This is a genomic window from Paractinoplanes globisporus DSM 43857 (genome assembly GCF_000379645.1).
GTDB classification, from domain to species: domain Bacteria; phylum Actinomycetota; class Actinomycetes; order Mycobacteriales; family Micromonosporaceae; genus Actinoplanes; species Actinoplanes globisporus.
Genome location: NZ_KB903299.1, coordinates 1 through 20,021, shown reverse-complemented (window position 1 = coordinate 20,021; position 20,021 = coordinate 1). Strand labels below are relative to the sequence as shown.

General features: G+C 71.9%; 20 protein-coding genes. 9 read left to right on the top strand and 11 right to left on the bottom strand.

Annotation, left to right across the window (positions count from 1 at the left end):
• The first annotated feature begins 11 nt into the window (after nucleotides 1–11).
• A complete protein-coding gene (locus tag A3CQ_RS0113265; protein ID WP_020511423.1) occupies nucleotides 12–1,145 on the top strand; it encodes an acetyl-CoA C-acetyltransferase in 1,134 nt (377 codons plus the stop codon).
• Here the strand turns inward: A3CQ_RS0113265 and A3CQ_RS62065 are convergent.
• The 4 genes from A3CQ_RS62065 to A3CQ_RS0113245 are packed head-to-tail and all read right to left on the bottom strand — an operon-like array spanning nucleotide 1,129 to nucleotide 4,437.
• Entirely contained in the window at nucleotides 1,129–2,178 is a 1,050-nt protein-coding gene (locus tag A3CQ_RS62065; protein WP_020511422.1) for an NAD(P)H-dependent flavin oxidoreductase, read from the bottom strand. The genes A3CQ_RS0113265 and A3CQ_RS62065 overlap by 17 nt on opposite strands.
• On the bottom strand, nucleotides 2,175–2,864 hold the full coding sequence (locus A3CQ_RS62060; protein ID WP_020511421.1) for a CoA-transferase subunit beta: 690 nt from the start codon (nucleotides 2,862–2,864) through the stop codon (nucleotides 2,175–2,177). The genes A3CQ_RS62065 and A3CQ_RS62060 overlap by 4 nt, the downstream gene beginning before the upstream one ends.
• Complete coding sequence (locus tag A3CQ_RS0113250) at nucleotides 2,861–3,703, bottom strand: CoA transferase subunit A (RefSeq protein ID WP_020511420.1); 843 nt, start codon at nucleotides 3,701–3,703, stop codon at nucleotides 2,861–2,863. The genes A3CQ_RS62060 and A3CQ_RS0113250 overlap by 4 nt, the downstream gene beginning before the upstream one ends.
• Nucleotides 3,700–4,437 (bottom strand): enoyl-CoA hydratase family protein, encoded by a 738-nt coding sequence (locus A3CQ_RS0113245; RefSeq protein ID WP_020511419.1) that lies wholly within the window; start codon nucleotides 4,435–4,437, stop codon nucleotides 3,700–3,702. Before A3CQ_RS0113245 ends, A3CQ_RS0113250 begins: the two co-directional genes overlap by 4 nt.
• A gap of 46 nt (nucleotides 4,438–4,483) precedes the next feature.
• Between A3CQ_RS0113245 and A3CQ_RS0113240 the strand changes: the two genes are divergently transcribed.
• Complete coding sequence (locus tag A3CQ_RS0113240) at nucleotides 4,484–5,218, top strand: SDR family oxidoreductase (protein ID WP_020511418.1); 735 nt, start codon at nucleotides 4,484–4,486, stop codon at nucleotides 5,216–5,218.
• Nucleotides 5,219–5,491: 273 nt separating this feature from the next.
• Here A3CQ_RS0113240 and A3CQ_RS0113235 read toward each other — a convergent pair whose 3' ends face one another.
• Genes A3CQ_RS0113235 through A3CQ_RS0113220 form a run of 4 tightly spaced genes read right to left on the bottom strand, consistent with a single transcriptional unit; the run spans nucleotide 5,492 to nucleotide 8,274 of the window.
• Nucleotides 5,492–5,971 (bottom strand): pyridoxamine 5'-phosphate oxidase family protein, encoded by a 480-nt coding sequence (locus tag A3CQ_RS0113235; protein ID WP_020511417.1) that lies wholly within the window; start codon nucleotides 5,969–5,971, stop codon nucleotides 5,492–5,494.
• Complete coding sequence (locus tag A3CQ_RS0113230) at nucleotides 5,968–6,864, bottom strand: SDR family NAD(P)-dependent oxidoreductase (protein WP_020511416.1); 897 nt, start codon at nucleotides 6,862–6,864, stop codon at nucleotides 5,968–5,970. Before A3CQ_RS0113230 ends, A3CQ_RS0113235 begins: the two co-directional genes overlap by 4 nt.
• Nucleotides 6,865–6,871: 7 nt before the next feature.
• Entirely contained in the window at nucleotides 6,872–7,627 is a 756-nt protein-coding gene (locus A3CQ_RS0113225) for a glucose 1-dehydrogenase (protein WP_020511415.1), read from the bottom strand.
• 35 nt (nucleotides 7,628–7,662) lie between these two features.
• Nucleotides 7,663–8,274 (bottom strand): TetR/AcrR family transcriptional regulator, encoded by a 612-nt coding sequence (locus tag A3CQ_RS0113220; protein ID WP_020511414.1) that lies wholly within the window; start codon nucleotides 8,272–8,274, stop codon nucleotides 7,663–7,665.
• 89 nt (nucleotides 8,275–8,363) lie between these two features.
• On the opposite strand from A3CQ_RS0113220, the gene A3CQ_RS0113215 reads away from it, so the two are divergent.
• The 5 genes from A3CQ_RS0113215 to A3CQ_RS0113195 all read left to right on the top strand — a co-directional run bounded on the left by A3CQ_RS0113215 (nucleotide 8,364) and on the right by A3CQ_RS0113195 (nucleotide 14,885).
• Nucleotides 8,364–9,458: a Zn-dependent alcohol dehydrogenase gene (locus tag A3CQ_RS0113215; RefSeq protein ID WP_020511413.1), complete on the top strand. Its 1,095-nt coding sequence runs from the start codon at nucleotides 8,364–8,366 to the stop codon at nucleotides 9,456–9,458.
• 1 nt (nucleotide 9,459) lies between these two features.
• Nucleotides 9,460–10,503 (top strand): LLM class F420-dependent oxidoreductase, encoded by a 1,044-nt coding sequence (locus A3CQ_RS0113210; protein ID WP_020511412.1) that lies wholly within the window; start codon nucleotides 9,460–9,462, stop codon nucleotides 10,501–10,503.
• A 64-nt stretch (nucleotides 10,504–10,567) separates the two neighbouring features.
• On the top strand, nucleotides 10,568–12,322 hold the full coding sequence (gene kstD, locus A3CQ_RS0113205) for a 3-oxosteroid 1-dehydrogenase (RefSeq protein WP_020511411.1): 1,755 nt from the start codon (nucleotides 10,568–10,570) through the stop codon (nucleotides 12,320–12,322).
• Nucleotide 12,323: 1 nt separating this feature from the next.
• A complete protein-coding gene (locus A3CQ_RS0113200; RefSeq protein WP_020511410.1) occupies nucleotides 12,324–13,919 on the top strand; it encodes a GMC oxidoreductase in 1,596 nt (531 codons plus the stop codon).
• 93 nt (nucleotides 13,920–14,012) lie between these two features.
• Entirely contained in the window at nucleotides 14,013–14,885 is an 873-nt protein-coding gene (locus A3CQ_RS0113195; RefSeq protein ID WP_020511409.1) for a universal stress protein, read from the top strand.
• A 54-nt stretch (nucleotides 14,886–14,939) separates the two neighbouring features.
• On the opposite strand, the gene A3CQ_RS0113190 is transcribed toward A3CQ_RS0113195, so the two are convergent.
• Nucleotides 14,940–15,230: a 2TM domain-containing protein gene (locus A3CQ_RS0113190; protein WP_026205651.1), complete on the bottom strand. Its 291-nt coding sequence runs from the start codon at nucleotides 15,228–15,230 to the stop codon at nucleotides 14,940–14,942.
• Nucleotides 15,231–15,351: 121 nt separating this feature from the next.
• Nucleotides 15,352–15,918 (bottom strand): DoxX family membrane protein, encoded by a 567-nt coding sequence (locus A3CQ_RS0113185; RefSeq protein WP_020511407.1) that lies wholly within the window; start codon nucleotides 15,916–15,918, stop codon nucleotides 15,352–15,354.
• Between the two features lie 214 nt (nucleotides 15,919–16,132).
• Here A3CQ_RS0113185 and A3CQ_RS0113180 point away from each other — a divergent pair, with 214 nt between their 5' ends.
• Nucleotides 16,133–16,744, top strand: a complete 612-nt coding sequence (locus tag A3CQ_RS0113180) for a CBS domain-containing protein (RefSeq protein WP_020511406.1) — start codon at nucleotides 16,133–16,135, stop codon at nucleotides 16,742–16,744.
• Between the two features lie 107 nt (nucleotides 16,745–16,851).
• On the opposite strand, the gene A3CQ_RS0113175 is transcribed toward A3CQ_RS0113180, so the two are convergent.
• Nucleotides 16,852–19,698: a GH92 family glycosyl hydrolase gene (locus A3CQ_RS0113175; protein WP_026205650.1), complete on the bottom strand. Its 2,847-nt coding sequence runs from the start codon at nucleotides 19,696–19,698 to the stop codon at nucleotides 16,852–16,854.
• Nucleotides 19,699–19,766: 68 nt separating this feature from the next.
• On the opposite strand from A3CQ_RS0113175, the gene A3CQ_RS62055 reads away from it, so the two are divergent.
• The coding region (locus tag A3CQ_RS62055) for a hypothetical protein (protein WP_211216573.1) at nucleotides 19,767–20,021 on the top strand (255 nt) is incomplete at its 3' end.

The following is a 20,021-nucleotide window of genomic DNA, read 5'->3' as shown; positions in this document are numbered from 1 at the left end:
GGGCGTCAACCGTGGAGACGGCGTATCTGGTGGGCGCGGTCCGCACTCCCGTCGGCCGGCGCGGCGGCGGCCTCGCTCACGTGCACCCGGCCGACCTGGCCGGCGACGTCATCTCGGCCCTCCTCGACCGGGCCGGCGTCGATCCGGCCGCCGTCGACGACGTGATCCTCGGCTGCGTCGACACGATCGGGCCGCAGTCCGGCGACATCGCCCGCACGAGCTGGCTCGCGGCCGGCCTCCCCGAGCACGTGCCCGGCGTGACCGTCGACCGGCAGTGCGGCTCGGGCCAGCAGGCCGTGCATTTCGCCGCGCAGGCGGTCATGAGCGGCACGGCCGACCTCGTGGTGGCCGGCGGCGTGCAGAGCATGAGCCGGGTGCCGATCGGCAGCGCCATGGCGCCCGAGGGGCCGTACCGGGGAAGCAAGGGCTGGGCGACCCGCTACGGAGACCAGGAGGTCTCGCAGTTCCGCAGCGCCGACGAGATCGCGGCCAAGTGGGGCCTGACCCGCGACGACCTCGAGGAGTGGGCCCTGTCCAGCCACCGCCGGGCGATCCGCGCGATCGACGAGAACCGGTTCCACGCCGAGACCATTCACGTCGGCGAATGCGCGATCGACGAGGGCCCGCGCCGCGACACCAGCGCCGAGCGGATGGCCGCGCTCGCGACCCTGCGCCCCGGCGGCGTCACGACCGCCGCGACCTCCAGCCAGATCGCGGACGGCGCGGCGGCCCTGCTCGTCGCCTCCGCCCACGGGGTGCGGGCGCACGGACTCCGGCCCCGGGCCGTCATCCGGCACCTGTCGGCCCGTGGGGGAGACCCGGTGCTCATGCTGACCGCGCCGATCGAGGCGACGGCGTCCGCATTGCAGAAGGCCGGCCTTTCCATCAATGACATCGACCGGTACGAGATCAACGAGGCGTTCGCGAGCGTCGTGCTCGCCTGGCTGCGGGAGACGGGCGCCGACCCGGCGCGGGTCAACGTGAACGGCGGGGCGATCGCGCTCGGCCATCCGCTCGGCGCGACCGGCGCCCGTCTGCTCACGAGCCTGCTGCACGAGCTGGAGCGCGGCGGCGGCCGCTACGGCCTGCTCACCATGTGCGAGGGCGGCGGCCAGGCGAACGTCACCATCATCGAAAGGTGGTGAGCTCGGCGAGACGCTCGTCGGCCTCCTTCATGATCCGGTCGATGAGGGCGGCACAGGACGGCAGGTCGTCGATGAGGCCGGCCACCTGACCGGCCGACATCACGCCCGCCTCGGGGCGGCCGTCCACCATGGACGTCCGCAGCAGCGCCGGGGTGTTGGCCGCCATCAGCGTCTGCGCCCAGGACAGCTCCCGGCCGTGCCGCGCGGCCCGGCCGGCCCGCAGCAGCTGCGTCCAGGTCAGCCCGGACTCCCGGCGGAAGGCGGCCGCATGCCGGGCCGAGCGGGCCAGCGCGGCGAGCCGTCCGGACCGTTCCAGCCCGTCCACGAACGGGGTCCGCAGCACCCGGTGCGGCACGCCGTCGATCCGGGTGGTGACCACCGTGCCGGTGACCGAGGCGGCCAGGTACTGCTGCTTGACGGAGGCGGAGACCGGGCTGTCGGAGGTGAGCAGGAACCGGGTGCCCATGGCGATGCCGGCCGCGCCGTAGGCGAGCGCCGCGACCAGCCCGCGGCCGTCGAAGAAACCGCCGGCCGCCACCACCGGGATGCCGACCGCGTCGACGACCTGGGGCAGCAGCAGCGTGGTCGGCACCGGGCCGGTGTGCCCGCCACCCTCGCCGCCCTGCACCAGCACGGCGTCCACGCCCCACTCGGCGACCTTCTCGGCGTGCCGGCGGGCGCCGACCGAGGGCATGGTCAGCACGCCGCCGTCGGCGCAGCGGCGGATCAGGTCGCGGCTCGGCGCGAGCGCGAACGAGGCGAGTTTGACCCGCTCGCGGATCAGCAGCTCGACCCGTTCGGCGGCGTCCGGCGCGTCGGCGCGTACGTTGACTCCGAAGGGCGCCTCGGTGCGTGAGCGAATGTCCCGGAGGGTGACCGCAAGCTGGTCGAGGGTCATCGTCGCGGAGGCGACGATGCCGAAACCGCCGGCCGCCGACGTGGCCGCCACCAGCCCGGCGCCGGCCACGTAACCCATGCCGGTCTGCACGATCGGGTGCCGGCAACCGAGCAGCTCGGTGAGCCGGGTCCTCACCGGATCTCCTTCTCCCGCAGGCCTTCCGGGTCTCGGGACTGGATCAGCGCGAGTTCCGTGGCGGTCGGCGTCCGGGTCGAGGGCACGTCGGCCGGCACGGCGAGGGGAAATCCGGTGGCCGCGACGACCTCGTCGACGGAGACGCCGGGATGCACCGAGCGCAGCCGCATCGAGCGATCGGGAGTGGCGAAATCCAGCACGGCCAGGTTGGTCACCACGACCCGGATCTCGACAGCGCCGCGGTCGTGGCCGACGCCGCTGACCATGTCGACCCGCGGCACGAAGACCCGCGGCGCGTGCCGGGGCACCCAGTAGCTGGTGGTGTGGTTGACCGTGTTGCCGGGCGCGCCGCGCACCCCCAGCAGTTGCCGGGAGGGCCGGGACCAGTCGCCGATGCAGGAGATGTTCTGGTTGCCGAACCGGTCGATCTGGCTCGCGCCCATCATCACGTGCCGGGTGCCCGCGGCCACCACGCCGAACACCGCGCGGTACGGCAACCAGCCCTCGGCCTCGTCGTCGCGCAACAGGGTGGTCTCGCCGTCGGTCAGCAGCAGGCCGGGCGCGAAGGTGAGCTGGGCCAGCCGGGCGCCCAGGCGCGGGATCAGGCCGGTCGGCGAGGCCAGCACCGCGCCGTCGCCGCGCCATGCCTCGGCGCACGCCACCACGCAGACGTCGGCCCGGCTCATCGCGCGGCCACCGCCTTCTGGTAGCTCCGCTCGTCACCGTCCAGATAGGCCGATCGGAACCGCTCCCAGCCGTCCGGGGAGGCGGCGGCCGCCGCGTACTCCCGCTGGAAGGCCTCGTCCCGGTCGTAATCGGGGGCGCAGCTCGTGAAGTGGGCGCCGTTCGGCGTCTCCACCACGCCGTCGACCATCATCCGGTTGAGCAGCAGGCCCTGTGGCGGGCCGGAATCCATCAGCTCCGCGGTGCCGACGAGCCGTTCGCAGGACAGGTACCGGCGGCGCGCGGCCAGGCAGAACAGATCGTCGAAGTACGGATCCGGCCCCAGATAGCGGCCGTTGCCGTGTGCGTCGGCGCGATTCAGGTGCACCAGGGCGGCGTCCAGCGTGAGGGCCGGCATCGCCACAAGATCACTTTTGTCCGCGTACGGGGAACGGATGGTCTTGATCTGGGGGTTGACCCGCATGACGTCGGAGCCGAGGCCGGCCCGGATCGGCAGGAAGGGCAACCTGTTCGCGGCGGCGAGGAGTCCCCAGTAGAGCATTCCCTCGTCGTACTCGGTCAGCTCGATTCTGCCCTCCTGCCGGGCCCGGCAGAAATGCGGCTCGAGGGCGATGCTGTCGAGCGAGACGAAGCCGGTGACCAGCCGCCGCAGGCAACCGGCCGCGATCAGCAGCCCGACGTCCGGCCCGCCGTAGGAGACCACGGTCAGATCGCGCAGGCGGGCCCGGCAGACGGCCCGGACGAGCGCCATCGGCTTGCGGCGCGACCCCCAGCCACCCACGCCGACGGTCATGCCGTCGCGCAGCTCGCCGACCACCTCGTCGACGGTCATGACCGTCATCGGTCCTCCACGAACTTGCGCCGGGCGCGGTCGCCGGCCCCGTTGAGGTTGAGCTCGTACGTGAAGCCCTGCTCGAACCGGTACGACCGCTTCACGTCGACCGGGTCGATGCCGTTGAGCGCCTCCTTGGCCCGCCGGATCACCACCGGGTCCTTCGCGGCGATCTCGGCGGCCACCGCCCGCGCGGCGTCACGCAGGTCGGCCGCGGGCACCACCTCGTGCACCGAGCCGAAACGGTGCAGCTCGGCGGCCGTGATCGTGCGGCAGGTGTAGACCATCGCGCGCATCAGGTGATGCGGCACGAGGCGGGCCAGGTGGGTGGCCGCGCCGAGGGCGCCCCGGTCCACCTCGGGCAGTCCGAACGTGGCGTCGTCGGCGGCCACGATGAGGTCGGCGTTGCCCACCAGGCCGATGCCGCCGCCGAGGCAGAAGCCGTTCACGGCGGCGATCACCGGTACGGCGCAGTCGTAGACGGCGGCGAAGGCGGCGGCGCAGCCCCGGTTGACGGCCAGCAGCACCTCGTGGCCGGGCCCGCGCTGCATCTCCTTGATGTCGACCCCGGCGCAGAAGCCGCGGCCCTCGGCGGCCAGGACGACCACCCGGGTCTCGGGATCGGCGCCGGCCGCGGTGACCTCGCCGGCGATGGCCGGCCAGCCGGCCGCCGGCACCGCGTTGACCGGCGGGAAGTCGATCACCACTTCGGCGATGGGGCCGCGCTTCAGGTGTACGCCCACGCGCTCAGGCTAACCTAGCGCTTGCTTGGTGGGCTAGCATCGGCCGATGGACCCCCTCGACTTCACGGGCCGCGGTGTGGTCGTCACCGGCGGGACCCGGGGGATCGGCGCCGCGATCGCCTCCGCCTTCCTCGCCGCGGGCGCCCGGGTGCTGGTGTGCGGCCGCCACCAGCCTCTCTCCCCGGGCAAGGCCGAGTACTTCGAGGCCGACGTGCGTGATCCGGCGCAGGCCGCCGCGCTGGTCGAAGCGGCGGTCGACCGGTTCGGCCGTCTCGATGTGGTGGTGAACAACGCGGGCGGCGCGCCGCCGGTCCCGGCCGCGACTGCCTCGCCCCGGCTGCACACGAAGGTCGTGGAGCTCAATCTGATCGCGCCGCTGCACGTCTCGCAGGCGGCCAACGCGGTCATGCAGGCGCAGCCCGGCGGCGGCCTCATCCTCATGGTGGGCAGCGTCAGCGGCACGCGCCCGTCGCCCGGCTCGGCGGCGTACGGCGCGGCCAAGGCCGGCCTGCACCACCTGGCGACCAGCCTGGCCGCCGAGTGGGCCCCGGCTGTACGGGTGAACAGCGTGGTTCCCGGGCCGGTGGGCGGCGCCGGGCTCGATCCCGGGGCGGTGGCGCGCACCGTGCCGCTCGGCCGGCCCGCGACGCCGGAGGAGGTCGCCGGCGTCTGCCTGCTGCTCGCCTCGCCGCTGGCCTCGTACGTGAGCGGGGCGGCGGTCGCGGTGCACGGCGGCGGCGAGTGGCCGGGCTATCTGCCGGACCTCCGCAACCGCGCGTAGACCACGCTGCCGGCAATTTCCCCGACCGGCTGCGGTGGCTCCTCATGTGGGCCGGCGCCGATCCGGCGCCGGGAGCCAGTGCCGACAGTTTGCTCTGCTTACCTGGACGCGCAACTGTCCGCGCGGATCCGCCGGTTCTTGACGATTGAGGCAAGCACGGGGGCAAATCGGTCGCCGCGCGTATAGGTACGCAGAGCAAAGGCGCTGGCACCTTGGCGAGACAGCCGACTCCGGCCGACCGCAAAGGAGCGACGATCGGCCACGGAACGCGAGCTAACCCACGAGTCGGCGGTGGTCCCAGCTGACCACGCGGCGCGGCTCGACAAGGTAGGCCGTGCGCTTGGTCGCCGCGTGGGCGACGTAGCCGTCGAGTGCCGCGGCGACCTCGTCGGCGGGCAGGTCGCCGACGACGGGGCTCGGCATGCGGGTGGCGACCAGCCGGCCGATCTCGGTGACGCCGGGCAGGTCGTCGATGCGGGTCACCTCGCCGGTCACCTGGACGCCGCGCAGCTCGAAGTAGTCGTCGCCGTCCTCGACCAGGCAGGTCAGCCGGGGGTCGCGGGCGAGGTTGCGGGCCTTCTGCGAGGCGCGGTAGGTCCAGAACGCGATGCGGCCGTCGCGCATCGCGTAGAACATGCTGACCAGATGCGGGGTGCCGTCCGGGTTGAGGGTGGCGAGCTGGAGCTTACGGCCCGCGGCCAGAAACGTAGCCACCTCGTCCGGCGGCATCGAGACGGTGTCGCGTTGCTTCATCGATCCTCGCCGAACGTGGAGGAGGCCAGGGGCAGGGTGTCCTCGCAGACGAAGCCGGCGGCCGGTGGGTCGGCGGTGAACGCCCACGCCAGCGCGGCGTCCAGTTCCTCCGCCCTCCAAACGCCGTCGCCCCCGGCGTGGAAGGTCTGCCGGACCGTGGGCGGCGCCAGCACGGCCACCACGTCGCTGTGCACCACGAAGACCTCGCCGGTGATCCGCTCACCGGCCGGTCCGGCCAGGGCGACGACCAGCGGCGCCACCCGCTCGGCGGACATCGGGTCGGGGCCGTCGGGGGCCGGGCCCATCAGCTCGCCGGTCATCGCGGTGCGGGCGCGCGGGCAGATGGCGTTGGCCCGCACGCCGTACCGGGCGCAGCCGCGGGCCGTGGAGACCGTGAGCCCGACGATGCCGGCCTTCGCCGCCGCGTAGTTGGGCTGACCGGGCGAGCCGAGCAGGAACGCCTCCGACGAGGTGTTGACGATCCGGGCGTACACCGGCCGGCCGGAGGCCTTGCTCTGCGAACGCCAATGGGCGGTGGCCAGTCGCGTGGTCACGAAATGACCGCGCAGGTGGACCCGGATCACCGTGTCCCACTCCTGTTCGGACATCGAGAAGACCATCCGGTCGCGCAGCACGCCGGCGTTGTTCACGAGGATGTCGAGGCCGTCGAACGCGCGCAGCAGCGCCTCCCCGGTCGTCCACTCGGCCACGTCGCCGGGGCAGACTGCCGCCTCACCGCCCGCGTCCCGGATCCGGGATGCCACCGCGTCGAGACCCGGCCCGGGCAGGTCGTTGAGCACCACCCGGGCGCCCGCGCCGGCCAGGGCGACCGCCTCGGCCGCGCCGAGCCCCTGCCCGGCGCCGGTGACCACCGCGACCTTGCCCTCGAGCATTGCCATCTCAGTACCCCGGCCCGGCGAGGAGGCCGCCGTCGGCGACGAATTCCGCACCCGTGGTGTACGACGACTCGTCCGAGGCGAGGAACGCGACCAGCCGGGAGATCTCCACCGGCTCGGCGAACCGGGCGATCGGCAGCGACTTGAGGAACGCGGCCGGGTCGACCCCGGTCATCACGTCGGCCGCGGACAGTGCCATCGAGGTCAGCACGCCGCCGGGGTGCACCGAGTTGACCCGGATGCCGAGCGGCCCGAGCTCCTGCGCCGCCGAGCGGGTGATGCCGCGGATGCCGAACTTGCTGGCGCTGTAGGCGGACAGGCCGGCCGCGCCCGCGATGCCCTCGATCGACGAGATGTTCACGATCGAGCCGCCGCCGGCCTCGGCCATCGCCGGCGCCACCGTGTGCACGCCGAGCCAGCAGCCCACCAGGTTCACGTCGATCACGCGCCGGAACTCGGCCGGGTCCATCGTGGCGATCGGCCCGTGCCGCAGGATCCCGGCGTTGTTGATCAAAACATCGATCTGCCCGTACGCGTCGAGCACGGCGGCCAGCGCGGCGGCCCAGTCGGCCTCGCTGGTCACGTCGTGGTGCACGTAGCGGCCGTGCTCCAGGCCGTCCGCGACCGCCTGACCCTTGTCGTCGAGCACGTCGCCGATGACCACCCGGGCGCCCTCGGCGGCGAAGTACCGGGCGTGCGACTTGCCCATGCCGCGCGCGCCGCCGGTGATGAGTGCCACTTTGCCGTCGAGACGCCCCATCGGACCCTCCTACCAAGCGCTTGCTCGGGAGGGTATCACTGTCCCGGCGCGGTGATGCCGTCGAAAAGCAGCCGCAGCAACCCGTCCACGATCTCGTCGGTGCTCCAGCCCTTGCCCCGCGCCTGCTTCCACGAGGTGGGTATCCACAGGATGTCGCGCAGCAGCCGGTAGATGAGCCGGGCGTCGAGGTCGGCCCGGAACTGCCCGAGCTGCTTGCCCCGCTCGAGCTGGTCGACCCAGGTCTGCTCGATCTCCTTCATCGCCGTCCGCAGGTACGCGAAGCGCTTCTGCGCGCTGAAGTAGGCCCAGTCGTTCTGCAGCATGGTGAGGGCGGCCCGGTGCCGGCTGAGCGCGGCCGTGCTCGAGCGCACGATCCGCTCGATCACGACGCGGGGGTCGTCCTCGCCGGCGGCGGCAGCGCGATAGCCGCCGAGCACGTCGTCGAGGAACTCGCGCAGGATCTCGTCGCCGATCGACTCCTTGGAGTCGAAGTGGTGGTAGAGACTGCCGGAGAGGATGCCGGCGGCGTCCGCGATCTCGCGGACCGTGGTGGCCCGGAAACCCTTCTCGGCGAACAGGTCGGCGGCCAGCCGGATCAGATGGGCGCGGCGCTCCGACGGCGGCGCGGCCTTCTTCGTGGTCGTCACCAGGCCGATCGTACTTGGCCAATCGCTTGCTCGGTCCGGCGGCGGCCACTAGCGTAGAACGCGTTCTAATTCTTGAAGGGGGTGGCGAGGTGCGGGCCGCTGTTCTCCACGGTATCGGTGACGACGAGAAGCTCGAGATTCGCGACGATGTGACCGTGCTCGGTCCCGGCCCGGGCGAGATCCGGCTCCGGGTCCGCACGGCCGGTGTCTGCCACTCCGACCAGTCGGCCCGCGACGGCGGACTGCCCCAGCCGGTGCCGGCGGTGCTCGGCCACGAGGCGGCCGGCGACGTGCTGGAGGTCGGCGAGGGGGTGGACGACGTCGAGCCGGGCGACCGGGTGATCGTCAACTGGCTGCCCTCCTGCGGCACCTGCTCCGAGTGCCGGCGCGGCGAGCCGTACCTGTGCATGACCCACGTGATGACCGGGTACGCGATGCCCCGCTTCATGGCCGGTGACCTGCCGGTCTTCGGGATGGCCGGGTGCGGCGCCTTCGCCGAGGAGATGGTCGTGCCCCGGATCGGCGCCGTGAAGATCGAGCCCGACGTGCCGTACGAAGTGGCCGCGCTCGTCGGCTGCGGCGTGATGACCGGGGTCGGCGCGGTCATCAACACCGCTCAGCTGCGGCCGGGGGAGACCGCGGTGGTCATCGGCTGCGGGGGCGTCGGCATCTCGGCGATCCAGGGCGCCCGGCTCTCCGGCGCGCCGGTCATCGTGGCGGTCGACACGGTGCCGGAGAAGCTCGAGGTGGCCCGCCGGTTCGGCGCCACCCACGCGGTCACCCCCGACGCGCTCAGCGACCTGTCGGTCGAGATCACCGCGGGTGAGGGCTTCGACTACGCCTTCGACGTCGTCGCGGTTCCGCAGACCCTGCGTACGGCGTGGACGGCGGCCCGGCGCGGCGGCACGGTCGTGGTGGTCGGCGCCGGACGGCCCGAGCACCAGGTCGAGTTCAGCCCGTTCGAGCTGCTGTTCGAGGGCAAACGGATAATCCCTTCGCTGTACGGATCGTCATACCCGCCGCGCGACTTCCCCCGGCTGATCGCGCTGTGGCGGGCCGGGCGGCTCGACCTCGAGGGCATGGTGACCCACCGGCTGCGGCTCGACCAGGTCGAGGAGGCGCTCGCCGCGCTCGGCCGCGGCGACGTGATCCGCCAGGTGATCGTCCACGACGCCGGCGCCTGACATGCGGCTGGGCATTCAGCTCGGGTACAGCGGGGAGGGCTTCGCGGCGGCCGTCGACGAGGTCGTGGAGTTCGAGGCGGCCGGCGCCGACCTGGTGGTCGTGCCCGAGGCGTACAGCTTCGACGCGGTCAGCCAGCTCGGGTACCTCGCCGCCCGGACCAGCCGGATGGAGCTCGCCTCCGGGGTCATGCAGCTCTACACCCGGACGCCGACGCTGACCGCGATGACCGCGGCCGGGCTCGACTACGTCTCCGGCGGGCGCTTCTCGCTCGGCCTGGGCGCCTCGGGGCCACAGGTGATCGAGGGGTTCCACGGCGTCGCGCACGACGCGCCGCTCGCGCGTACCCGGGAGGTGGTGGAGATCTGCCGGCGGGTCTGGCGCCGGGAGGTCCTCGTCCACCAGGGAGAGCACTATCGGATCCCGCTCCCGACCGCCTTCGGCAAGCCGTTGAAGCTCATCAACCGGCCCGTCCGGGACCGGATCCCGATCCTGCTGGCCGCCATGGGCCCGCGCAACGTGGCGCTCGCGGCCGAGATCGCCGAGGGCTGGCAGGCGCTCTTCCTCGACCCGGCGGCGATGTCCCGGGTCTTCGGCCCGGCGCTGGCTGAGGGCCTCGCCCGCCGCGACCCGGCGCTCGGGCCGCTGGACATCATGGTGCCGTTGCCGTTCGCCGTGGCCGAGCCGACCGAGCCCTTGCTCGCCCGGCATCGCGCGCAGCTCGCGCTCTACATCGGAGGGATGGGCGCCCGGGGCCGCAATTTTTCCAATGATCTCGTACGCCGGTACGGCTACCCCGAGGAGGCCGCGGCGATCCAGGAGCTGTTCCTCGCCGGCCGGCGGGACGAGGCCGCCGCCGCGGTGCCCGGCCGTCTCGTGCGGTCGACCGCGCTGGTCGGGCGTACACCCGAATTGCGGGACCGGATCGCCGAGCTCGCCGCCGCGGGGGTCACCACCGTGCTCGTCTCGCCACTGGCTCCCACCAGGGAAGAACGGATCAAGGACGTCGCGGAACTGAAACAGGTTCTCATAGATACACCCCTTTGACATCAGGCACAGAGCGGGCTGATAGTAGAACGCGTTATAGCTCCAACGCGTGAGGAGCTTCGCGATGTCCGCTCACCTGAAACGGCGCCAGGTCCTCGCCGGCGCCGCCGCCCTCGGAACCGGCCTGGTCGCCGGTTCGTCCGCGCTCGGAGGTCCGGCGCGGGCCGCACAGCCCAGCTACGACGTGGTGGTCATCGGGTGCGGCGCCGCGGGAATGACCGCGGCGCTGCGCGTGGCCAAGCGCGGGCTGAGCGTTCTCGTGGTGGAGAAGGCGCCCACCTTCGGCGGCTCGGCGGCCCGCTCGGGCGCCGGCATCTGGATTCCCAACAACCAGGTCATCCTGGCGGCCGGGGTGCCGGACACCCCGGCCAAGGCGTCCGCCTATCTCGCCGCGGTGGTCGGCGGCGACGTGCCGACCGCCAAGCAGAAGGCGTTCCTCGACAACGGGCCACCGATGATCTCGTTCGTCATCGCGAACAGCCCGCTGCGCTTCCGCTACATGGACGGCTATTCCGACTACTACCCCGAGCTGCCCGGCGGGATCGCACGGGGCCGCTCGATCGAGCCGGACATGTTCGACGGCAACCTGCTCGGGGCCGAGCTGGCCCATCTCAACCCGGCCTATCTGCCGACGCCCGCGGGCCTGACGGTGTTCAGCGCCGACTACAAGTGGCTGAACCTGGCGGTGGTCAACGCGAAGGGCACAGCCGTCGCGGCCGAGTGCGTGGCGCGGTACACCGCCGCCGTGCTGGCCGGGAAGACGCCGCTCACCATGGGGCAGGCGCTCGCCGGGGCGCTGCGGGCCGGGCTGGCCGGCGCGGGCGTGCCGGTCTGGCTCAACACGCCGCTGACCGACCTGCAGATCGACACGAGCGGCCGGGTCACCGGCGTGGTCGTCACCCGCGACGGCGTGGCGACCGGCGTCACCGCCACCCGCGGCGTCCTGGTGGCGGCCGGCGGCTTCGAGCACAACCTCGCGATGCGGCTGGCCTACCAGCGGCAGCCGATCGGCGTCGACTGGACGGTGGGTGCCAAGGAGAACACCGGCGACGGCATCCGGGCCGGGCTGGCCGCGGGGGCGGCGACCGACTTCCTGGACGACTCGTGGTGGGGTCCGGCCATCCCGCTGCCAGAGGAGCCGTACTTCTGTCTCGCCGAGCGCACACTGCCCGGCAGCCTGATGGTCAACAGCGCGGGCAAGCGGTTCGTGAACGAGGCCGCCCCGTACAGCGATGTCGTGCATGTCATGTACGACAAGAACGGCATCACGCCGGACATCCCGGCTTGGCTGATCTTCGACCAGAACTACCGCAACCGGTACCTGTTCCGCGACGTCTCGCCCGCCCTGCCGTTCCCCTCCTCCTGGTACAGCAGCGGCGCGGTCTTCATCGACCTGAGCATCTCCGGCCTGGCCCGGAAGATCGGCGTTCCGGCCGCGGCGCTGTCGGCGACCGTCGCCCGGTTCAACGGGTTCGCCCTCACCGGCAAGGACACCGATTTCAAGCGCGGCGACAGCGCGTACGACCACTACTACACCGACCCGGCGGTGATGCCGAACTCGTGCCTCGCGCCGCTGTGGCTGCCGCCGTTCTACGCCTGCAAGATCGTGCCGGGCGACCTCGGCACCAAGGGCGGGCTGCGGACCGACCCCCGCAGCCGGGTGCTGCGCTCCGACGGCACGGTGATTCCCGGGCTGTACGCGGCGGGCAACTCCAGTGCCGCCGTGATGGGGCACAGCTACGCGGGCGCCGGCTCGACGATCGGGCCCGCCATGACGTTCGGTTTCATCGCCGCCAACGATCTCGCCGAGGGGGCTTGAGATGGCACGCCGTCGTACCCTCCTGCGGGCCGCCGTGCTCGGCGCGCCGGCCGCCGCTCTGCTCGCCCGGTCGGCCGCGGCCGGCGCCGCCCTCGCCTCGGGCGACCACGTTCCCGCGCTCGTCATCGGCAGCGGTTACGGCGGGGCCGTGACCGCGCTGCGGCTGACCCAGTCCGGCATCGCCACCGCCGTCGTCGAGATGGGGATGGCGTGGAACACCGCCGGCTCGGACGGCAAGGTCTTCTGCAACGTCCTCAACCCGGATCAGCGCTCGTACTGGCTGCGGACCAGCACCGATCAGCCGATCGGCTACTTCCTCGGCATCAGCGCCAACAAGTCGATCGGCAGGTACACCGGGGTGCTCGACTCGGAGAAGTTCGCCGGGATCCGCGTCTACCAGGGGCGCGGGGTCGGCGGCGGGTCGCTGGTCAACGGCGGGATGGCCGTGGTGCCCAGGCGCGACTACTTCGCCCAGATCCTGCCGTCGGTCGACCTCGCCTCGATGTACGACACGTACTTCCCGCGCGCCAACACCGGGCTCGGCGTCAACGCCATCGACCCGGCCTGGTTCGAGACGGCCGAGTGCTACCGGTTCGCGCGGGTCGGCCGCGACCAGGCCAAGGCGTCCGGCTACCCGACGACCTTCCTCAACAATGTGTACGACTTCGCGTACATGAAGCAGGAGCAGGCCAACACGGTGCCGCGGTCGGCGCTGGCCAGCGAGGTCATCTACGGCAACAACCACGGGAAGCGGTCGCTCGACAAGACGTACCTAGCCGCGGCGGCCGCCACCGGGCGCCTGAGCATCACCGCCCAGCACGTGGTGACCGCGGTCGTGCCCTCCTCGGCGGGCGGCTACTCGGTGACGATGAACCAGATCGACACGGCCGGCGCGGTGGTGGCCACGAAGACCGTCCGCGCCGACAAGGTGTTCTTCGCCGCCGGCAGCGTCGGCACCAGCAAGCTGCTGGTCGCGATGCGGGCCCTCGGCAAGCTGCCCAACCTGCCCGACGCGGTGGGCCAGGGCTGGGGCAACAACGGCAACGTCATGGTCGCCCGGGCCAACCACATCTGGAACACCACCGGCGCCCTGGAGTCCGGCATGCCGGCCATGGGCATCGACAACTGGGCCGACAGCGCCGGGCCGGTCTTCGCCGAGATCGCGCCGTTCCCGGCCGGCACCGAGCTGTGGATCAGCCTCTACCTGGCCATCACGAAGAACCCGAACCGGGCGGCGTTCAGCTTCGACAGCTCGACCGGGGGAGTGGGCCTGAACTGGCAGACGGCGTGGAACCAGCCCGCGATCGACGCCGCCAAGCGCGTCTTCGACACCATCAACAAGAAGCAGGTGACGGTCTACCGCAGCGACCTGTTCGGCGTGAACAAGGTCTGGGGCGACGACTTCACCTACCACCCGCTCGGCGGCTGCATCCTCAACCAGGCCACCGACAACTACGGCCGGCTGCCCGGCTACCCGGGGCTGTACGTGATGGACGGCTCGCTGATCCCCGGTAGCACCGGCGTCAACCCGTTCGTCACCATCACCGCCCTGGCCGAACGCAACATCGAACAGATCCTCACGATCGACTCGTTCTGAAGGACGGACGGCCTGTCCTCAAAGGACCTTGTGTCCTGCCACACCGGCCGCCCCGGGCCGCACGCTGAAGGGAGAGCTGAGAAAGGAGCGGTCATGAGAGTCGAACCCATCGTCGTCGGCACCGACGGCACCGACGAGAGCAAGGCGGCGATCCGGTGGGCGGCGCGTGAGGCACTGCGCCTCGGCCTGCCGTTGCGGGTCACGCACGTCTTCGAGTGGGACTGGAACGAGGCCCGGTACGGCAAGGGCAACGGCTACGTCGAGCTGACCCGCAAGCAGGCGGAGGGCGTCACCACCGCCGGCGTGCACGAGGCGCGCGTGGCGGCGGGCGGGAAGCTGGCGGTCGAGGGCGAGACGCTCGTCGGCCAGCCGGCCGCGCGGCTGGTCAAGCCGGACGCGACCGGCCTCCTGACGGTCCTGGGCAGCCGGGGCCGCGGCGGGTTCGCGAGCCTCCTGCTCGGCTCGGTGAGCCAGCGGGTCGCGACCCACGCGCCGGGTCCGGTGGTCGTGGTGCGCGGCCGGGGCGACGTCACCGAGGGCCCGGTCGTCGCCGGTGTCGACGACTCGCCGATCGCGGACGCGGTCCTCCGGACGGCGTTCGACGCGGCGGCCGGGCGCGGGGTCGCGCTCGAGGTGGTGCGCTCCTACCTGCCGGCGGTCCCGCTCTGGCTGGCCAAGGTGCCCGACGCCGACGCCGGCGCCCCGGAGGAGGACGCCGAGGAGAGGACACACCTGGAGGAGCAGCTGGCGCCCTGGCGGGAGAAGTACCCCAGCGTGCCGGTCTCGCTGGTTCTCACCCACCACGGCATCGCCGCGGAACTGGTCGAGGCCTCGCACCGCGCGCAGCTGGTCGTCGTCGGCAGCCGCGGGCACGGCGTGATCGCCGGAACCATGCTGGGCTCCACCGGCCTGCAACTGCTGCACCACGCGGACTGCCCGGTCCACATCGTCCGCACGAAGCACTGACGATCCCGCAACGAAGCCGCCGCCCGCGAACCGCGGGCGGCGGCCTTTTCCCGTTCAGCTCCGGCGCATCCGGTTCATCTCGGCCTGGATCGCGTCCTCCGGCGGCGCCGATCCGACGAACACGTCCCAGACGTGGAACACCAGCCCGATTCCCCAACCCAGCATGGGGAAGATCGGCCGGTAGAACCCATCCGGCGTGGTCACCCACCAGATCGCGTTCAGGAACAGATTCACCAGTACGTACGCCAGGACGTGCGCACCCAGATCGCGGCGCTTGCGCAGCCGGGCGATGGCCGCCGCGCGCAGCTCGTCCACGCCGGCCGGCTCCCTCAACTCCGTGCTCATCACCGGCCTCCTCTCCGTCTTTCCTCAGCGTCCCGCTCGGTTCCCGGCCCGAGCAGGGTCGGACGGCCCATACGAAGAGGCCGCCCGGCCGGGGGCCGGGCGGCTCTGGGGACGCTGACCGTCAGATGAGCCAGCGGTTCTTCTGGACCAAGGGCAGCGACGCCCACCACCTGCCGAGTCCCCAGGTGTGTCCGGCGTAGGTCAGGGCGACCACGACGCCGGCGATGGCGTAGGTGACGTGGTAGTCGACCAGCGGGTTGGACGAGCCCTTTGCGAGCGGCCACTCGGCCAGCCACATGAGGGCCATCATCGCGATGCCGGCGCCGGCGGCGATGCGCATGCCGATGCCGAGGATCAGGGCGAGGCCGATGCCGAGCAGGCCGAGCATGAACAGCCAGTTGGCCCAGGGGTCGCCGGCGATGTTGTGGAAGAAGGTCTGCAGCCATCCGGGGCCGACGTCGACGCTGGAGAGGAAGCCCTTGGTGGGGGAGCCGCCGTGGATCCAGGCCTTGGCCGACGGCGTCGCGTAGCCGAAGCCGAAGAGCTTGTCCAGGAACGCCCACACGAACACGAACCCGGTGGAGATGCGCAGCACCGCGAGCGCCCGAGCGGCGGCCGTGCTGAGCATGGAGCCGGGCGCCTCGACCTTCTCGAGGTGAGCGGCGGTGTCCCGGCCGATGGTGGTCATGGTGTCCTCCTCGATCGATGTCCTTCACCTATCAGCCTGCTCTTCGCGCCCGGCTCGCACCCGTGCCCAAATGCCCGACCCGGGCGGGCCCAAAGTCCCTACTCGACACGCCGGGACCTTCGCCTCTGCCGCCCGGCCCGTTGCGGCGGGACGCTCAGCCAGGAGAGGGAGTGCCTCGCCGACCTGACGAGGCGGATGGCCAGGAGGTGGCGTCATGCGGGCCAAGGACATCATGAGCAGTCCGGTGCACACCGTGCGGCCGACCGCGACGGTGGAGAGCGCCGCCGAGCTGATCACCGCGAAGGCGGTGACCGCGCTGCCGGTCGTCGACACCGCCGACCGGCTGGTCGGGATGGTGAGCGAGAGCGACCTGTTGTGGCATCGGGTCCCGGCGGACCCGGCCGCCCACGTGCGGCGGCTGCCCGATACCGGCCCGGGGAACCGGCCCGAGACGGTCGGCGAGGTCATGACCCCGGACCCGGTCACCACCCGCCCCGGCGCGGACGTCGCCGAGGTGGCCGAGCGGATGCTCGAGCACGACGTGCGCAGCATGCCGGTCGTCGAGGACGGCGGGGTCGTCGGCATCGTCAGCCGCCGGGACCTGCTGCGCGTCATGGTCCGCGGCGACGACGTGCTCAGCGCCGAGCTCCAACACCGCCTCGACCAGTACGCGGGCGGCCATCGCTGGACGGCCACCGTCGAGGGCGGCGTCGTCCATGTCACCGGCGGCTTCGACGACGATGCCGAGCGGGGCATCGTCGTCGTGCTGGCCCGCACGGTCCCCGGCGTGGCCGCCGTCGACATCGCCGCGACCCATCCGGACTAGTCCGTCGTGGGCGTCCACGCGATCCGGGCCTCGCCCCTCGCGGTCTCGCCGTGCCTCCTTTCCTCGGCAGGCCGCGAGAGGTCTCGATCAGTGAGGCCGGGCGACCCTCAGTTCTGCGGTGGCACGTCGTGCGGGCCGCTGCCCCACGTTGCGTTTGGTGTGGTGGTCAGGGCGTACGACAGATGTGCTCCGGAGGTGACGGCGTGAGCGGAAAGCCAGGCCTTGGTGGTTCGCCGGCCGTCGACTTCGAGACCTTGGACGTAGTGCGCGGTCTCGGTGCCGGGGGCGTCGATGACCAGCTGCCGGCCGCTCGCGAGCCGGATCACGGCCCGCGGGAAGAGCGGGGTGGTGAGGGCCAGCTCGGCGCGGGTGGGGACGGTGGGGTAGAGGCCGAGCGCGGAAAGGACATACCACGCGCTCATCGTGCCGGCGTCGTCGTTGCCGGGGATGCCGCCGGTGCCACTGCTCCACTTGGTGTCGAGGATGGCCTTGACCGTCTCCTGGGTCTTGGACGCGGCGCCGAAATAGTTGTAAAGGTATGGCGTTTGGATGTCCGGCTCATTGGTGACGTCGATCCGGGTGGCCTTCTTGGCGCTGAGGTCGAACGTTCCGTCGGGGTTGCGGAAGAACGCGTCGAGGCGCTCGATCGCGGTCTGGTTGCCGCCCATCCGCTGCGCGAGCGTGGTGACGTCGGAGTAGACCATCCAGGTGTAGCGGGCGCTGCTGCCCTCGACGAAGCCGGTCTCGGTGGAGGGGGTGAAGCCCTCGGCCCAGGTGCCGTCCAGGTAGCGGTCACGCATCCAGCCGACGTACGGGCTGTCGATCGGGGCCGGGGTGGGGACGGCGGGGTCGGCCAGCTCGAGCTCGCCCAGCTGGACGATGTCGGCGCCGCCGTTCTTGGTGACGTTCAGACGGTAATTCTGGTAGGGCTGTGAATCATTTACCTGGTAGACCTTTGTTTGGCCGCGCTTGTCGAAGGTCTGACCGGTCTGCGTGTCGATGGTCGTCCAGGTGCTGCCGTCGGCCGAGCCCTGAAGCTCCCAGTCGGCCGGGTCGCGTTCGGGCTCGTCGTTGCCGGAGGTCAGGGCGTACTGGGTCACGGTGAGCGGCGCGTCCAACTGCACGGCGAGCCAGCCGGTGGTGGCGAAGGTCAGCCATTTGGTCCCCTTGTCGCCGTCGACGCCTTGGGCCTTGCCCTCGTTCGGGGCGTTCTCGCCGCTCGCGGTGACCGCGGTGATGTGCTCGCGGATGTTGTGGTCGAGCCCGGGGTCGGCCTTGGCCTCCGGGTCGTAGACGTTGCGCCAGTTGTGCGAGCGGGCCAGGAACGTCTTGTAGGTCTTTCGGTCGCCGAGGGCGTCAGCCAGCTGGGCGATGCCGTAGTCGGCGGCCGCGTCCTCGAGGGTCTCGGCGGCGCCGCCCCAGCAGTGGCAGTCGTCGGCGGGCACGTAGCCGTTCTTCAGGTACTCGTTGAGCGACGGGCGCTGGCCGAAGCACTCGACGTTGCAGCCCTTGTCGCTGTAGTCGTTCTCCGTCGCGACGGTCGCCGCGTGCACGAGGGACTTCAGCGCGCCGCGGGCGTCGAAGTCTCGCGCCCCGAACGCGTAGATGGCCGCGATCGTCGCCGCCGACGGGTCGCCGGACATCACCGCGGTCTTCCCGTGCTGCAACAGCCAGCGATCCCACTCGCCGTTGCGCTGGGTGGCGTAGTTGAAGAGCGACTGCGCGAAGTCACTGGCCTGCCGCCGGTCGAGCATGGCGAGGAGCTGGACCTGGGCGCGGTAGACGTCCCATCCGGAGAAGGTGCCGTACTGCGCCTTCTGGGGCCGGACGACCTTGTGGATCTTGTCGTCGGCGCCGTAGTAGCGGCCGTCGGCGTCGCTGGTCAGCGTCGGCTCCAGCGAGGAGTGGTAGAGCGCGGTGTAGAAGGTCGTCCGCTGGTCGGTCGTGCCGCCGTCGATGTGGATCTTGCGGAGTCGCGCGTTCCAGGCCTCCCGGGCGTTCGCCCGGATCTTCTCGAAGGTGGCCGAGGCCGGCGATTCGGCCGCAAGGTTGCGTTCGGCGCCTTCCGGATCCGTGTACGCGATGGCGACGCGCATGGTGACCGCGGTGGTGCCGGGGGCGAACGTGACGTAACCGCCGGAGCCCTTGCCGGCCACCGGGCGACCGGCCGTGCTGTAGCCGCTGCCGCCGGTGGCGTCGGTGCTGTCCGGGGTGAGCGTGCCGTCCTTCCAGGTGCCGGTGGCGGCGAACGGCTGGTCGAGCGTGGCGACAAAGTGCAGCGTGTAGTACGCGTGCGAGTTGTCGGTGCTCTGCGGGCCGCAGAAGTTGCCGGCGCTGACGCTGCCGGTGATGGTTTGCGTCGCCGGGTCGATGTGGACGGTCGCGTCGGCGCTGCCGGTCTCCGAGAGCGAGGTGCGGAAGAGGAGGCTGGCGGGCTTGTCGGCCGGGAAGCTGAAGCGCCCGATGCCGGTCCGGTCGGTTACCGTCAGCTCCGCGCCGGCCCCGCTGTCCAGGCCGACTCGGTAGTAGCCCGGCTCGGCGGCCTCGTTGGTGTGCGAGAACGTGCTGGCGTAAACCGCGTCGGTCGTGTCGGCGGTCGGCGAGGTGATGACATTCCCGACGTACGGCATGATCGGGATGTCGCCGTTGGCGCCCGAGCAGCCGACGCCGCTGAGGTGGGTCAGGCTCAGGCCGCGAATCTTGGTGGCCGTGTACTGGTAACCGCCCGGCGCCGGCGTCGAGATCTGACTGCCCCGCGACGTCTGCGGGCTCCAGGCCAGCATCCCGAACGGGCGGACAGCGCCGGGATAGGTGTTACCGAGATTGGTAGTACCGATGAATGGATTGACGAATGCGGCCGGGTCGTCGGCGGCCGGGTTGGCTTGCGCGGCGACGCCGAACGGGACGGTGACGGCCATCCCAGCGACGGCGGCGAGGACACGAGTACGGAGCAAGGCGGACTCCTCCCATGACAACGATGTCACTAATGACAACGATGTCAGTCAAATCCACATACTCCAATGTGTCAATCTCCACCGCCACCGCCACCGCCACCGCCACCGCCACCGCCACCGCCACCGCCACCGCCACCGCCACCGCCACCGCCGCGGGCCGCGGGCCGTGGGCCGTGGGCCGTGGGCCGTGGGGCGCGGGCCGCGGGGCGCGGGTGGCGCGGGGTGGCGCGGCACGGGCGCGGGGTGCGGGGTGGCACGGCAGGGGATGCGGGGCGCGCGCGGCAGGGCCACGGAGCGCGCGGCGGCCGGGGGTGCGGCGGCGG

Excerpts from the sequence above, each read along its gene's own strand:
- A3CQ_RS62060 (WP_020511421.1), bottom strand. The coding sequence starts at position 2,864 with ATGAGCCGGGCCGACGTCTGCGTGGTGGCGTGCGCCGAGGCATGGCGC.
- A3CQ_RS0113250 (WP_020511420.1), bottom strand. The coding sequence starts at position 3,703 with ATGACGGTCATGACCGTCGACGAGGTGGTCGGCGAGCTGCGCGACGGC.
- A3CQ_RS0113240 (WP_020511418.1), top strand. The coding sequence starts at position 4,484 with ATGGACCCCCTCGACTTCACGGGCCGCGGTGTGGTCGTCACCGGCGGG.
- A3CQ_RS0113235 (WP_020511417.1), bottom strand. The coding sequence starts at position 5,971 with ATGAAGCAACGCGACACCGTCTCGATGCCGCCGGACGAGGTGGCTACG.
- A3CQ_RS0113230 (WP_020511416.1), bottom strand. The coding sequence starts at position 6,864 with ATGCTCGAGGGCAAGGTCGCGGTGGTCACCGGCGCCGGGCAGGGGCTC.
- A3CQ_RS0113225 (WP_020511415.1), bottom strand. The coding sequence starts at position 7,627 with ATGGGGCGTCTCGACGGCAAAGTGGCACTCATCACCGGCGGCGCGCGC.
- A3CQ_RS0113210 (WP_020511412.1), top strand. The coding sequence starts at position 9,460 with ATGCGGCTGGGCATTCAGCTCGGGTACAGCGGGGAGGGCTTCGCGGCG.
- kstD (WP_020511411.1), top strand. The coding sequence starts at position 10,568 with ATGTCCGCTCACCTGAAACGGCGCCAGGTCCTCGCCGGCGCCGCCGCC.
- A3CQ_RS0113200 (WP_020511410.1), top strand. The coding sequence starts at position 12,324 with ATGGCACGCCGTCGTACCCTCCTGCGGGCCGCCGTGCTCGGCGCGCCG.
- A3CQ_RS0113195 (WP_020511409.1), top strand. The coding sequence starts at position 14,013 with ATGAGAGTCGAACCCATCGTCGTCGGCACCGACGGCACCGACGAGAGC.
- A3CQ_RS0113190 (WP_026205651.1), bottom strand. The coding sequence starts at position 15,230 with ATGAGCACGGAGTTGAGGGAGCCGGCCGGCGTGGACGAGCTGCGCGCG.
- A3CQ_RS0113185 (WP_020511407.1), bottom strand. The coding sequence starts at position 15,918 with ATGACCACCATCGGCCGGGACACCGCCGCTCACCTCGAGAAGGTCGAG.
- A3CQ_RS0113180 (WP_020511406.1), top strand. The coding sequence starts at position 16,133 with ATGCGGGCCAAGGACATCATGAGCAGTCCGGTGCACACCGTGCGGCCG.